General features: G+C 43.7%; 11 protein-coding genes. 8 read left to right on the plus strand and 3 right to left on the minus strand.

Annotated elements, in window-relative coordinates; genetic code table 11:
• Positions 1-2 precede the first annotated feature (2 nt).
• From C4F40_RS13545 to C4F40_RS13575, 7 genes are all read left to right on the plus strand, one after another.
• The gene (locus tag C4F40_RS13545) at positions 3-1,781 is read left to right on the plus strand and encodes a RagB/SusD family nutrient uptake outer membrane protein (RefSeq protein ID WP_196939915.1); all 1,779 of its coding nucleotides are present in this window, start codon (positions 3-5) and stop codon (positions 1,779-1,781) included.
• Positions 1,782-1,890: 109 nt separating this feature from the next.
• Positions 1,891-2,862 carry a DUF4886 domain-containing protein gene (locus C4F40_RS13550; RefSeq protein ID WP_196939916.1) on the plus strand — a complete coding sequence of 324 codons (972 nt, stop codon included), beginning with the start codon at positions 1,891-1,893 and terminating at the stop codon, positions 2,860-2,862.
• Between the two features lie 3 nt (positions 2,863-2,865).
• The gene (locus C4F40_RS13555) at positions 2,866-5,718 is read left to right on the plus strand and encodes a family 78 glycoside hydrolase catalytic domain (protein WP_196939917.1); all 2,853 of its coding nucleotides are present in this window, start codon (positions 2,866-2,868) and stop codon (positions 5,716-5,718) included.
• 58 nt (positions 5,719-5,776) lie between these two features.
• Entirely contained in the window at positions 5,777-7,066 is a 1,290-nt protein-coding gene (locus C4F40_RS13560; RefSeq protein ID WP_196939918.1) for a dicarboxylate/amino acid:cation symporter, read from the plus strand.
• 236 nt (positions 7,067-7,302) lie between these two features.
• A complete protein-coding gene (locus tag C4F40_RS13565; protein WP_196939919.1) occupies positions 7,303-11,127 on the plus strand; it encodes a PAS domain-containing protein in 3,825 nt (1,274 codons plus the stop codon).
• A gap of 193 nt (positions 11,128-11,320) precedes the next feature.
• On the plus strand, positions 11,321-11,554 hold the full coding sequence (locus C4F40_RS13570) for a thioredoxin family protein (protein WP_196939920.1): 234 nt from the start codon (positions 11,321-11,323) through the stop codon (positions 11,552-11,554).
• A gap of 66 nt (positions 11,555-11,620) precedes the next feature.
• Positions 11,621-11,767 (plus strand): DUF2024 family protein, encoded by a 147-nt coding sequence (locus tag C4F40_RS13575; RefSeq protein WP_196939921.1) that lies wholly within the window; start codon positions 11,621-11,623, stop codon positions 11,765-11,767.
• 10 nt (positions 11,768-11,777) lie between these two features.
• Here C4F40_RS13575 and C4F40_RS13580 read toward each other — a convergent pair whose 3' ends face one another.
• The 3 genes from C4F40_RS13580 to C4F40_RS13590 all read right to left on the minus strand — a co-directional run bounded on the left by C4F40_RS13580 (position 11,778) and on the right by C4F40_RS13590 (position 14,051).
• Positions 11,778-12,035, minus strand: a complete 258-nt coding sequence (locus C4F40_RS13580; RefSeq protein WP_196939922.1) for a GntR family transcriptional regulator — start codon at positions 12,033-12,035, stop codon at positions 11,778-11,780.
• Positions 12,036-12,102: 67 nt separating this feature from the next.
• Positions 12,103-13,296, minus strand: a complete 1,194-nt coding sequence (locus C4F40_RS13585) for an ATP-binding protein (RefSeq protein WP_196939923.1) — start codon at positions 13,294-13,296, stop codon at positions 12,103-12,105.
• 389 nt (positions 13,297-13,685) lie between these two features.
• Entirely contained in the window at positions 13,686-14,051 is a 366-nt protein-coding gene (locus C4F40_RS13590) for a DoxX family protein (RefSeq protein WP_196939924.1), read from the minus strand.
• A gap of 84 nt (positions 14,052-14,135) precedes the next feature.
• On the opposite strand from C4F40_RS13590, the gene C4F40_RS13595 reads away from it, so the two are divergent.
• On the plus strand, positions 14,136-14,498 hold the full coding sequence (locus tag C4F40_RS13595) for a winged helix-turn-helix transcriptional regulator (protein WP_196939925.1): 363 nt from the start codon (positions 14,136-14,138) through the stop codon (positions 14,496-14,498).
• Positions 14,499-14,533 lie beyond the last annotated feature (35 nt).

Here is a 14,533-nt window from a genome sequence, read left to right on the forward strand (position 1 = left end):
AGATGAAAGCAAACGTAAAATTAAAAATTGTTATTTGCCATGCGATGTTAAGCCTCCTGCTTTTCTTCGGCTGTCAGAAACAACTCGACTTGCCGTCGGATGGACGTATCACCCTAGACGAGATATTCAACGACTATAACCATACGCGAGGGTATCTTAATTCGTGTTATGGTTATGCACCAAGACCGTATATGGATCGGTCGTCTTTTACCGACGAGTCACAAGACGCAGATGATATTACACCAGGCTCTAAATACAACCTTTGGTACCGAGGTGCTACGACCGTTTCCTCATTTCCAGACCATTCGGCAGATGGTAGCCCTTGGGCACAATTATATGAGGGGATACGTAAATGCAATGTTTTCTTAGAAAATATTAAGGGTGGATCAGTATACGTTTCTGAAGAGGAAAAAAGCGGGTGGATTGCGCAGGCGCATACCTTGCGGGCACTCTATTACCTGCAGCTCATTAAAAGATATGGTGCGGTTCCTTTTTTTGACAGGCCGTTGCCAGTCGGGTACGATTTCTCGCAAGACAAGAAGTCTTCTTTCTCCGATATTGTTCGTTTCATCCTACAGGATTGCGATGAAGCATTGAAAATTCCAGATACGCGAGACGGCTTCTCCTGGGCAATTTATGATAACCAGGCTGGAAAGATGACTCGAGCGGTAGCCTATGCAATCAAATCTCAGGCTGTCACCTATGCAGTAAGCCCGTTGTGGTCAGACGGTTCATTTACCTGGGAAGACGCCACGCAGATCAATGCAGAAGCTTTGTCGCAGTGCTTGGCAAACGACTATCGGCTGTTCAATGTAGAGCCCGCTTCCGGCGGGGCGCCAAATCCCTATGGGCTTTATTTTGTTACTTCTTCAAACGATCAACGATCAGTCGACAAAGAAACAATCTACCAGCTTGGCATCCAAATGCAGGTTTGGCGTTATGCCGGTCTGCCAACTATTGCGGGGATGGAGCGCGCAGGACCCAATCCCACGCAAGGTTTGGTAGATAGCTACGAAATGGCAAATGGCGAGCCCCCGATTATAGGATACGAAGACAGCCAGCGAATGGTTCCAATCATTAACGCAGCTTCAGGCTATGATCCGAATAACCCTTATGCGGGAAGGGATCCCCGATTTTATGCTTCTATTTACTACAATGGTGCTCCCCGATATTTTAACGCTGCCAATGAGTTTGTTGAAACTTACGTAGGCGGCGATGAAGGGATCTCCACCACAAACAGAAGACATACGCGGACAGGTTATTATCTTCGCAAATTTAGCAATCCCGGCTCCGGGCAGAATAATAATGCAGACGGTGCCACCCGCCTTTTTCGCCTGGCGGAACTGTACTTAAATTTTGCGGAGTCTGCGTATCAATCTGCCGGGCCTGATGTTGTTATCCAAGCATCCAATATTGGTATCAGTGCCCGAGATGCGGTTAATGCCGTTCGTGCGCGCGCCAAAATGCCCCCTTTACCTGGAGGATTATCTGCCGAACAATTTGAGATACGGTATAGGAATGAACGTAAGATAGAGATGGCTTTCGAGGAGCATCGCTATTTTGACGTACGCCGATGGAAAATCCTTGCCGACACCGATCAATTTGTTACCGGTATGCGGATCGAAATCGAAAATGGGGAACTTGTTTATAATCGGTTTAAATTTGCCGACAGGAATTCCTCCAGCGATAAATATTTATTATACCCTATTGATCAAGCCGAGGTGAACAAAATGTTTCAGTTGACCGGGCAAAACTGGCAAAACCCCGGGTGGTTAGAGTAATCCATAATTTTCCAGAACGTGCGATCACACGAAAAAAGATCCAAGGCGGAAAAATTGTTTTTGAGTTACCTTTGGTAACTATAGCTTTAATGAATAAATAAGTGTTCTTATGAAAATACAAATTAACAGCTTGTTACAGTATCGTTCTTATGCAATCCTGATACTGGGTTTAATGTTCGGGAATTTTATAAACGCTCATGGGACGGGCGGAGCAAGTAAAAAACATATTGTGGATCTGGTTGAAACAGAGCCCGCAGGAAAGAAAAAAAAGGTAATACATATTCTCGCTATAGGGAACAGTTTTTCTGCCGACGCGCTGGAAACACATTTTTTTGGTATTGCGCAAGCAGCCGGGGTACGTGTTATTATTGGTAATCTAGCAGCGCCAGGTGCACCTCTTGATTTTCACGTCAAAAATTTTGAAACGTCTGCTAACCCATATCTCTATACGAAGATTGTATTGGACGGAACGAAGACGGTTACTAGGAATGCATCATTTGGAATGGCATTGAAAGACGAGAAGTGGGATTACATTACCTTTCAACAAGTCAGTCACTATGCCGGTAAATATGAAACCTTTGGCGAGAATCTACCAAAACTCGTTAACTATGTTCGCGACAGCATAAAGTATGACGGCGTGAAATTTGCTCTTCATCAAACGTGGGCGTATGCCGAAACCTCAAACCATCCAGGTTTTCCAAACTACAATAATGATCAGTTGACCATGTATAAAGCGATTGTTAAGGCGGTCAATCAAGCAGCAAAATTGGTAAAGATTAAGACTATTATCCCGGCAGGCACGGCAATACAGAATGCACGAACATCGGTAATGGGAAGCGATTTAACCACCGACGGATTTCATTTATCTCCCTCAACAGGGCGCTACATTGCTGCCGCGGTGTGGTTTGAAAAACTTACCGGACAGGATGTTATAGGAAATCCATATAGTCCGGCAGGAATCGGTTCGGAAGAGCTAGCCATCATGCAAAGGGCAGCACACGCCGCTGTAAAAAAACCGGATACCATAACCGTTATTCAGCCTGTTAGCAAGACATCTAAAAAATTAAACATCGCTAATTAGACAATGAGATACATCATTTTGTTTTGTTTGCTGCATACAGCAGGGCTAAGTTTCGCGTCGGATTTAAAGCCGGTGAATCTTCGAGTAGAATACAAGGATCGCCCGTTTGTGGATGAAAGAGTGCCTCGCCTCAGTTGGGAGCTAACCGCTAAAAAGCACAATCAGTTTCAATCTGCATATCAGGTTATCGTAGCGTCATCATTAAAGAAACTGAAAAGAAACGAAGGAGATTTATGGGATAGCGGCAAGCAAACGTCTCAGGCCACCAACCAGATCGTCTATGATGGAGTTGCACTGTCTTCCAGACAAAGAGTGTGGTGGAAAGTCAAGGTGTGGGACGCGAACAATCGGCAGGGTAAATGGAGCGAGGTTAATCACTGGGAGATGGGGTTGCTTAATCAGTCCGATTGGCACGCAAAGTGGATTGGTTATGATTTAAACCACCTTGCAAAAGGCGGAACGTATCATTTGCCGCCGTCACCCTACCTGCGCAAAGAAGTTCGCGTTCAAAAAGAAGTCCGGGTCGCGCGTCTATATATCAGTTCTTTAGGTCTTCACGAGTTCTATATCAATGGCGATAAAGTAGGTAGGGACTATTTCGGATCGGGCTGGACAGATTACGATATGCGGGTGTACTATCAGGTTTATGACGTTACAAAACACCTGCAACAGGGGGGCAACACGTTTGGCGCCGTACTTTCTAACGGTTGGTATGCCGGTTATCTCGGGTACGCGCTATTTGTAGGAAGTCCACAAGTCCGTGCATTCTATGGAGATTTTCCGTTGTTGAAAGCACAGGTTGAGATCCAGTATTCCGATGGAAGTAGCGATATTATTTCGACCGATGAGCAATGGAAGGCATCTGCTGGTGCGCTGATGGAGTCAGATTTTCTCCAAGGCGAAACATATGACGCTACCAAAGAAATGGCGGGATGGGATCGGCCCAGATTTGATGATACAGATTGGAGGCCGGCTCAGGTGATGGAAGATAACAGCACAAGGAAAATACAACTTTATCCTGGAGAGCCGGTAAGGGTCGTCGAGGAACTGCCTATAAAGTCGATAAGGCGTTTGGATAATGGTAAATATATAGTGGACTTTGGTCAGAATTTTGCGGGTATTATACGCGCACGTATGCTCGGTCAAGCCCATGACACCCTGGTATTCCGTTATGGAGAGATGCTGCACCTTGATGGTACCTTGGTGACCGAAAACCTGCGCAGTGCGCGGGCGACAGACACCTACATCTTAAAAGGGAATCCGGAGGGCGAAGTATGGAGTCCGCGATTCACCTACCACGGATTCCAATACGTAGAAATTACAGGATTAAAAGAGGCCCCGGCTGCAGATTTTTTAGTGGGACTAGCACTTAGTTCGGATCTCGAAACAGCAGGTTATTTTGAATCAGATAATGAGCTGTTGAATAAGCTCTATCGTAATATCGTCTGGACTCAACGGGCAAATTATTTGGATATTCCTACCGATTGCCCACAGCGTGATGAGCGTTTGGCATGGACCGGGGATGCGCAGGTATATATTCGTTCTGCAGTTTACAATAACAACATTGCTGCTTTCCACACCAAATGGATACAAGATTTAAATGATGCGCAATGGCCTAATGGGGCGTTTCCTATTTATGCCCCAATGCCTGTTAACAAAGCGGGGATACCCGCCATACGAAGTTCAGATACCTATTCTCCAGGTTGGTCGGAGGCAGGTGTCATTTGCACCTATGAAATATTCCGCGCGTATAACGACCTTCGAATGGTAAAGCGTTCATTGCCCTACATGGTGAAGTTCATGGATTTTTTAGCTACTAAAGCGAACAATCTGGGTGTTTTGCCGGAGGGGATCTTCGAAGAGATTGAACCCAATGGAGGCTTTGGTGACTGGCTGTCGATCGGTAAAAAAACAAGCCCGGATTTGTTGGCCACACTCTACTATTTCTATTGTGCGAAGCTCATGAAAGAAATGTGTGAAGCGATCCAAGAAGACGAACTTACGCAACGTTACGGTAAAACTGCGGAAATCATTCACAGTGGATTCCTAGCTCACTATACAGATGCCGGTAAATTTAAGACAGACTCCGCTCGATACGGTGACGGAGCAGGATACGTCGAAGGGCAAAACGGGTTTTCAGGACATACGCAAACGGCCTATGCAAACGCTATTTACATGCTTATATTAGAAGAGGAAGATCTGGAATATGCTGGTAGACTTTTGCGACAGCTAGTGGAAGAAAACGATGATAAACTGACTACGGGCTTTTTAGGTTTTAAGCCTTTATTGCCAGCGTTGTCGCGTACCAACTCATCAGATAAAGCGTACAAACTCCTGCTCAGTACCGAATACCCGTCGTTGGGATATGAGGTTGTGAATGGAGCTACTTCTATTTGGGAGCGCTGGGATAGCTATACAAAAGATCAAGGCTTTGTACATAACGCAGCGATGAACTCCTTCAGCCATTATGCTTTTGGTGCGATCAACGAATGGATCTTTGAGTATATGATAGGTATCAAACCTATTGATCGTGGTTTTCGCTCTTTTACGATCAAACCCGAATTACCGCCGAAAAATATCCCATTAAAAAGTGTAAAAGGTACATACCACTCTATTGCAGGTCGCATTCAGGCCGCATGGCGATATGAGGATAATGTTCGGATCCATGAGCTGGAGATACCGGTAAATACCACTGCTTACTTCTATATCGAGGCTCGTTCTTTGGAGGATATATATATCAATGGAAAAGTACTCGGGCTAAGTGAATGGGCATCTTCAGTTGAACAAGTAGGTGTACAATATAAATTACAGCTTGGATCCGGAAAGTACACGTTTAAGATTAACCAACATCCATAATGAAAGGAGTCGTAACCAAAATGATTAGTTCCTTAACACTTTAAACGGCATAACCCGTATGATAATTGACAACGAAAGTTCAACACCCGCAAAGTTCAAAAAGAAACCTAAATTTTATCAACTGCTTTATGTCCAAGTCTTATTTGCAATAGTGGTCGGTGTGTCACTGGGGCATTTTTATCCAGCTTTGGGAGAACAAATGAAGCCGCTTGGTGATGGTTTTATACAATTGATTAAAATGATTATTGCTCCGGTTATCTTTATCACTGTCTCAACAGGTATTGCATCGATGAGTGATATGAAAAAAATAGGTCGTGTCGCGGGCAAATCTTTTATTTACTTTATCACGTTTTCTACATTGGCACTGATACTGGGACTAATTGTAAGCAACCTAGTGCAGCCCGGTAAGGGATTGAATATAGATCCCGCTACATTAGACTTCAACAGTGTTTCGGATTATGTGACCAATGCAAGAGACTCGAGTCTGCTGAATTTTGTGTTAAATATAATTCCGCAAACACTCATAAGCCCCTTAACTGGTACCAATATATTGCAGGTATTGTTTACCGCGATCTTATTTGGTGTAGGCATTTCGTTAACATTAGATAAAAGCAAACCTGTTCTCGATTTTTTACATGCGCTTGCGTATCCAATATTTAAAGTTGTTAGTATTTTAATGAAGTTGGCTCCAATTGGTGCGTTCGGCGCAATGGCCTTTACCATCGGCAAATATGGGTTAAGTTCTATGAGTAATCTGGTGATGTTGGTCGCTACATTTTATATGACCTCGGCCTTCTTTATAGCTTTTGTATTAGGGGCCGTAGCGCGGTACAACGGATTTTCAATTTTTAAACTATTAAGATACCTCAAAGACGAGCTATTGTTAGTTTTGGCGACTAGCTCTTCAGAATCGGCCCTTCCGTCACTCATGCAGAAAATGGAAAAAGCGGGCTGTGCGAAGCCCGTTGTAGGGCTGGTCGTTCCTACAGGCTACTCCTTTAATCTGGATGGAACGAACATCTATATGACGCTTGCCGCATTGTTTATTGCACAGGCATGTAATATTGATCTCAGCCTCGAACAACAGATCCTGTTGTTGTTAGTTGCGATGCTGAGTTCCAAAGGAGCCGCAGGAGTATCTGGAGCAGGCTTTATCACGCTGGCGGCTACATTAGCTGTAGTGCCTGAAGTCCCCATAGCCGGTATGACGCTGATATTAGGTATAGATAAGTTTATGTCCGAATGTCGGGCACTTACTAATTTAGTCGGTAACGCAGTGGCGACTGTTGTCGTTGCGAAATGGGAGAATCAATTAGACGTGGAACAACTTGACGCGGCCTTGAAATAAGCAAGTTTGTTAGCAACAAAAAGGCTGGTGTTTTTCCCCTAATAAAACATAGCATAGAGCAGTTTGTAAATTCGAAGCGTTTATTTAGGTTTGTGGTGAAAAAATACCCGCTTGAAGTCTCTTCTCACTCAATTTTAAGCATGGAGTAGTAATACAATTAATCGGATATTGTAAACAAATCGGACGATAAGCTGTTAAATAAATTCGGGTGTAATCCACAAAATGTAGCATAGTTTATGATCTCTTCACAACAAAAAACAGGGGCTTCAGATCAGCCGAATGGATTTTTACTTTTTTTACGAGGCAGTGGAGAATGTGCACGTCACCTAACAAGCCTTGACTGGGAGCGTACCGAGCTTGGTGCCATAGCTAACTGGCCACCCGCATTAAAGCAAGCAACGGCTACGATGCTAAGCAGCAACGTTCCAACCCTTCTGTGTTGGGGCAGTTCCTTGATACAATTGTACAATGCACACTTTGAGTTTATATTAGATCACTACTTTCTACAGGCGCCTATTTTAGGCATTCCGGCCGAGCAGACGTTTCGTTCCGATTGGCATGCCTTCAGTCCTCTTTTTACGAAGGCTTTGCAGGGCGAGGCCAGCGAATGGAATCAGTACAAAGTAAAGAAAGGCAAACACGACGCGCTAGCCGACTGCTATTTTGATATATCTTTTACCCCTATAAGAGACGAGCTTGGTAAAGTACAGGGTGTAGGTGTTACATTTGCCGATCGCACGCCGGCGGTACAGGAACTCAAGACACTGCGGTCCTATAAGCAGAATGTTGACTTAATGATTCACCAGGCTCCCGTAGGTATCTGTATTGTTATTGGGACACCTTTACGCACGATCGAGGTGAACGACGCATTCGTGGAAATCACCGGCAAGCAACGTGAAGATTTCTTTCGCCTTCCGTATTGGGACGTCAATGCTGAAATCAGGGACGTGTACGAACCTATCTCGCTTCGCGTAATTCAGACGGGTCAAAGCTATCAGGCCAAAGAGCACCGGGTTACCCTCATTCGTAACGGCATACCCGAAACTGTTTACGTTGATTTCGTGTATGAGCCGCTTCGTGACACAGGAGGACAAATTATCGGTCTTATGATTGTTGCTATCGATGTAACCGCAAAATCCACTGCACAACAAGTGTTGGAACAGACGAACGAGGAAATGGCGGCCATCAACGAAGAAATAGCTTCCGCTAACGAAGAACTAATCACTACCAATGAAGACTTGGAATTTACCCAACGTAAGTTACATATATCGTTAGAAAGGCTCACGGAAAGCGAACATCAGATGCGCGAAATGGTAGAACGGGCTCCTTTTCCAATCGGCGTATATATTGGCAAGGAAATGCGTATAACCCACGCGAACCAGGCAATCAAAGATGTCTGGGGAAAAGGTGACGAGGTTGTAGGGAAAATGTACGCAGAAGTGTTGCCCGAACTGGCAGACCAAGAAATCTATCCGCAGCTTGATAGCGTCTATTCAACTGGTATTCCATTTCATACACGCAATCAGCTCGTCGTCCTGCATATCGAGGGCAGACCTCAGGATTTCTATTTTAATTATAGTTTTACGCCGCTACGCAATCATGAAGGCCAGATATACGGAGTCATGAATACGGCAGCCGATGTGACTGACCTTTATCAGGCCAAACAAAAGGTCGAACAGAGCGAACGGAATTTTTACAATATGATACAACAAGCTCCAGTCGCCATGTGTTTACTTCTGGGACCCGAGCATACCGTTGCACTGGTCAATGATGCCATGATCGATATATGGGGCAAAGCCAGAACCGAGGTGTTGCACCGCCCGCTTTTCGAAGCATTGCCCGATGCGCGGAAGCAGGGGTTGGAAGAAGTTATGGCGCAGGTGTATAATACGGGTATACCTTATCAGGCTATAGAGCAGCCAGTGTCTCTTATCCGTCACGGGGTACCTGATGTTGTATATCAAAGCTTTGTATACCAGCCTTATTATAATGCAGATGGATCTATTCTTGGCGTATTGGCTATTTCGGTTAACGTCACCGAGCAGGTTACAGCTCGCTTAGAACTCGAGCGGGTCTACGAGCAGTCGCGTCTAGCCAAGGAAGCTGCTTCCTTGGGTACCTTCGATTTTAATGTTTTAACCGGTATACTCGAGTGGGATAGGAGATGTAGGGAGCTTTTTGGGGTGACTCACGATCGTCCTGTAACCTTAGAAAAAGATTTTAAAGAAGCGCTACATCCCGACGATGTGGATCGTGTTTTCTGGGCAATATCGAGGGCAATGGATGAAGAGCGCTCCGGTGGCATATATTCCACAGTGTACCGTACCATTACGGGTGCTAATCGGCAAGAACGTTGGATAAAGGCCCAAGGCAAAGCCTACTTCGACAAAGATGCTAAGCCGCTACGGTTGATTGGTTCTGTGCTGGATATCACCGACCAAAAACTCCATGAAATCCGGATAGAAGAGAATGCGGAAAAACATGGCCGACTAGCGGCAATCATAGATTCTACCGACGACATTATCATTGGCCAAACACTGGGGGGATATATTACTAGCTGGAATCGAGCCGCCGAGCGCCACTTAGGCTATTCGACGGAAGAGGCTGTCGGGAAGCACATATCCCTTATCCATCCCTCATCACGCTTTGAAGAAGCGACCTATCTGGCTTCCCTGGTCAGCGAAGGTCAGCAGGTTGTTAACTTTGAGACAGTTCGCTTGGATAAAGAAGGGAATGAGAAGCAGCTCTCGATTACGGTATCGCCTGTTTTAGACGGGAAAGGTCAGGTCATAGGTTCCTCCAAGATTGCCCGGGATATCAGCGTGCAGAAGGCAGCGGAGAAGGCAGCTCGTCGTTATACCATGCGATTGGAGGTGCTCAACAAGATGATTCAAACGGTTGCTGAGGAATTGGATCTGGATCGTATCCTGCAAAAAGTGATCGCTGCCACCTGCGAACTTACTGGCGCAGCATTTGGAAGCTTCTTTTATGCCAAAAAAGATATAGATGGGAAGGTGGATCTTGTGTATGCTACTTCTTCCGTGGGCACTGTTTCATTCACCCCTTCTGATATTGCGGCAAGCCAAGCTTTCTTCTCCGGGGTATTTACCGATTTGCAAGTGAATCGCGTGGCAAACACCGACGAGGACCCCCGTTATCAGTTGCACAAATATCTTTTCGGCATGCCATCCGTAGATTTTCACGTTTCCAGTTATCTTGCGGTCCCCGTTGTATCCCGATCGGGGGAAGTTATCGGCGGATTGTTTTTTGGACACCCTGATCCAGAACGCTTTAGTTCAGACCATGAAAGTCTCGTTATTTCCATTGCAGCACATGCTGCGGTCGGATTAGATAATGCACAACTCTATGAAAAAGTGAAAAGTCTGAACGATAAGAAAGATGAATTTATCGGCTTGGCTAGTCACGAACTGAAGACCCCGCTTACTAGTATAAATGGCTACCTTCAGATTTTAGAGCGATCTAACCAAAATGAACAACATCATTTGTTTTTAAAGCGAGCTACTTTGCAGGTTAAAAAGCTAGCCATGTTAGTCGACGACCTACTCGATGTTTCGAAGATTGAAGCCGGAAAACTAAAATTAACCTTAGTTGATTTCGATCTACTCAATACGATTAAGGAAGCTATAGATTTGGTCGCTCTAAATAGCAACAAGCATCATATCACGTTCAAAACAGTGGCTGAGTCGTGTGTGGTTAAGGCCGATAGCCACCGTATTGAGCAGGTTATGCTCAATCTATTGACTAATGCCATCAAATATGCCCCCGGAAAGACGGAGATCGAGGTGTCGCTCCTTATCAGCGACAGTGAAGTCTTAGTCGGTGTGAAAGACTTCGGTATCGGCATTCCCATTGACAAGCAGGATACGATCTTCTCCCGCTTTTACCGTATAGAAGAAAACACCCAGAATATTTCCGGACTGGGGATGGGATTATTTTTATCCCACGAAATTATAACCCGACATCAGGGTAGAATTTGGGTCGATAGCGTACTCGGTCGTGGCAGTACATTCTGGTTTAGCTTGCCTTTAAATAGCGAATAAGAACCGTAAACCGCTGAGTTTCTTATTCGGTCCCCATTCCATTTTGCTATTGCACAAATGTAAATTAAACTTGTCTAAGTTTTCATCTACTCCAGTTTAAACCAATATATCAAAAATCTGGATCAGTCAATAGCAGATCACGCTCGCTAAGTTTGTATTGACAATAGGGTCAGCAAACGTAATCAATTCAACAATGGAAAAATCAATTTTTTATCACGCAGGATGTCCTGTTTGTGTGAGCGCAGAACAAGATATTGTTCGTTTAATCGGTGAATCTAATGTGGAAGTAGTTCACCTGGGCGAAGATAAAAATCGTATCAACGATGCTGAAAATTCAGGAGTAAAATCTGTTCCTGCTTTGGTAACGCCCAACGGAAATGTATTGCACATTAACTTCGGAGCCTCTTTATCAGACGTAAAAGGATAGTATTATTAAATTTAACGAACCGGGGATAGGCGCAACCGAGGTCTGTCCTCTTCAATCAAAAACGAAATGAAAGTAGCAGTCTGGGATACATATGTAACTAAAAGAGACGGACAGATTATGCATTTTGATATCCTTGTAGAAGATCATGTCGTGGAGTCTGTCGTCTACCGAGTGGGGGCACGTTACCTGGCTTCAAAGGGGCAGCAGGATTAAACAATCACATCTAATGAATGTAAACTTTGTCATATAGAAACAGCTTAGAGTCCAACCATCCTTCCGCCAGTAGTATATCTAGCGCATCAATAATCGTATTGCGGTTTACTTTTAATTTGGCAGCTAATTGCCTGCTGCCGGGTAAAGCATCTCCACTACTAAGCTTTCCGTTCTTTATAGCATGAATAATTGCATCAGCAATCTGAATATACACCGCTCTATAGCAATTTGTGTTTATGATGATTTGAAGATCCCAAGGTCTAAGCATCTGGACTATCTGTAGGTGTAAAATTTGACGTTGACGAATATTCGTAAGTAGCTCATATCTTGGAACATTAATACAAAAACCCGAACAGCCATAACGGCACCTTTGTACCGAAGCCTGTCTCAATATCGTCGGCGGCTATGAGATAAGTGTCTGTATTCCGTACCTGTTTTGAAGTCTTGTTTTTACCGCCCACTTCAACATTAATATCATTAACGAGAAAATCACCCGTCTCCGGTTCGGATACCTGCAATTCGGCATTGATTAACTGATTCAGCATAAAAGTTTCCCGTATATTTCCTGGGTCAGGCTGTGTATGTATAGCGTAAGAGAGATTGGTGTTTTCGAGGAATATTTTATCCGGTTTCTGCAACCTTGATACACCTTTTCCTTGTACGGAAAGTACATTCAATAAACGGGCGTCAGAAAGCTGATATACGTACTCTAAAATTCGATCTCTGGAAATATCAAGTTTTCCCGCTAGGGCAGAGATGTTAGGTTTGAAAGGAGCCGATTCAGCTATGACGCCCAACAGCTTTTTTACCTTCGCTGCTGTTCCCGAATTGTAAGATGCAATATAAGCTAAGTCTGTATCCACCACCGCATTTATTACTTGTTCCAGCTTTGGTAAATATTCACTTTCCCCTTCTGTGAAAATAGGGAGGTATCCTATCTGGAGATACTTGGCAAAAAGAGGAAGGGGTCTCATTTTCGAGGTAATGTCCAGTGTGATTTCACGGTGATGATTTTTTATATCTTGAAGCGATATGGCCGGAAAATTAGCAGTACCGGTAAACATCAGATACTCTCTCAAAGAAAGGCCTGCGAGTGTGTAGCTAATTACCCGGCGGCTAAGATCTGCCTGCCCGCGATAAATATCCAGTGCCGAAGAAGCGGAGAATATAACCTTCAACTGAGGGATGCCATCATAAATGTTTTTTAGTTCTCTCGACCAGTTTGGGTATTTATGTACTTCATCGATCAGGAGTACCAGCCCTCCCTGTTGATACCACTCCATTGCCGTATCAAGCAATGTGTGGTTATAAAACCAAGTATGATCCGCCGTAATATACAAAGCATTTTCTTTGATAGGGCCTAGTCCGTATTTGAGATGCTGCAATAACAGCGTTGTCTTACCCGCCCCCCTAGGACCCTTAATGCCAATCATATGCTGGTTCCAGTTGATTTTATCATGGAGGTATCGTCTGAACTCGTTAGTTACACTTCGTAATAAAATATCTTGGAAATGGAGTAATGTTTGCATATTGTTGTTTGTATACTGCAAATATATGTAAAAATTGCCGTTTCAATACTGCAATTTTTACTCCATTTTAGGGTTTATAAACTGCAAAATAAGCATCAGCGCCTTTTGATGCTCATCCATACAATTGTAGATAATTCTGGAGTAGATTCTTGGATTTACCAAACTATTCCGGAGGCAGAAGATACTTATGAATCCGTGACTTCGCAACTGATGGAATGCTGGGGCGAATAAATAGTGTTTCAATTTGAAGATCGCTTGGATACGCTTCCGTCTGCATTAGGGAGAAGATTAAATAAGCGTTCTAATTTACATGCAATATGACGCTGTCCTAAAAATAACAATTAAAAAGAATTTCAATACGCCCGCGGATAAATATAAATGGAGCTTCATTATAAAACTAACGTAAAATGTTTGTCGGTATATAATATTACTACAGCGGCGATACACCCGAACAATGAACTGTAATAATATTGGTAATCATGATGTGCAAAGTGAACCATTAAGGCTCCCACAGCAAAAAGGAATAACCATATTACAGCAGCATTTTTTAATTCATGATGAAATATGCCAATGATTAAAGCTACCACACCTAAAAGTTCGGCATAGCCAATAAGTAAAGTCCAACTTTCATTGAACCCTAAATCTTTCATCCCATCCATCATGCTTTGTTTCTTAAAAACTTTGAAAAGACTTGCGTAACCGAATAGGTATACATAATAAGTAAATGCGGTCCAGTGAATAATTTGTATAATCATAATCTTTTTTTTGCTAAAGTATTGTGTACTTTTATAATAGACAAGTACCTACCAAATAATCAGGTACTAACAAAAAAGTTAGAAATGCGAAAACAAACCTCCAGCAATACGATTAACAAAAACAATTTAGAAACTAATTGCGGTATGGCTTATGCCATTTCGGTATTGTCGGGAAGATGGAAGCAAAGTATTTGGGGGTTTTTGCTAGATAACGGTAAACTAAGATACGGTGAACTGAAAAGAAAGCTGATTGGGATATCTGAAAAGATGTTAATTAATCAGCTAAAGGAACTTGAGAAGGATGGCCTGATCAACCGGATTGCGCATCCTGAGGTTCCACCACGAGTGGAGTATGAACTGTCGGATAAGGGAAAGACTTTAGAGAATATACTCGTTCTGATGTCGAGTTGGGGAACGAAAAATGCCGACAATCGCATAAAAACCTGACAGTTTAAAAATCTAAAGGCTAGCGCTGGAATGTT

It is taken from the genome of Sphingobacterium pedocola, assembly GCF_015209965.1.
GTDB classification, from domain to species: domain Bacteria; phylum Bacteroidota; class Bacteroidia; order Sphingobacteriales; family Sphingobacteriaceae; genus Sphingobacterium; species Sphingobacterium pedocola.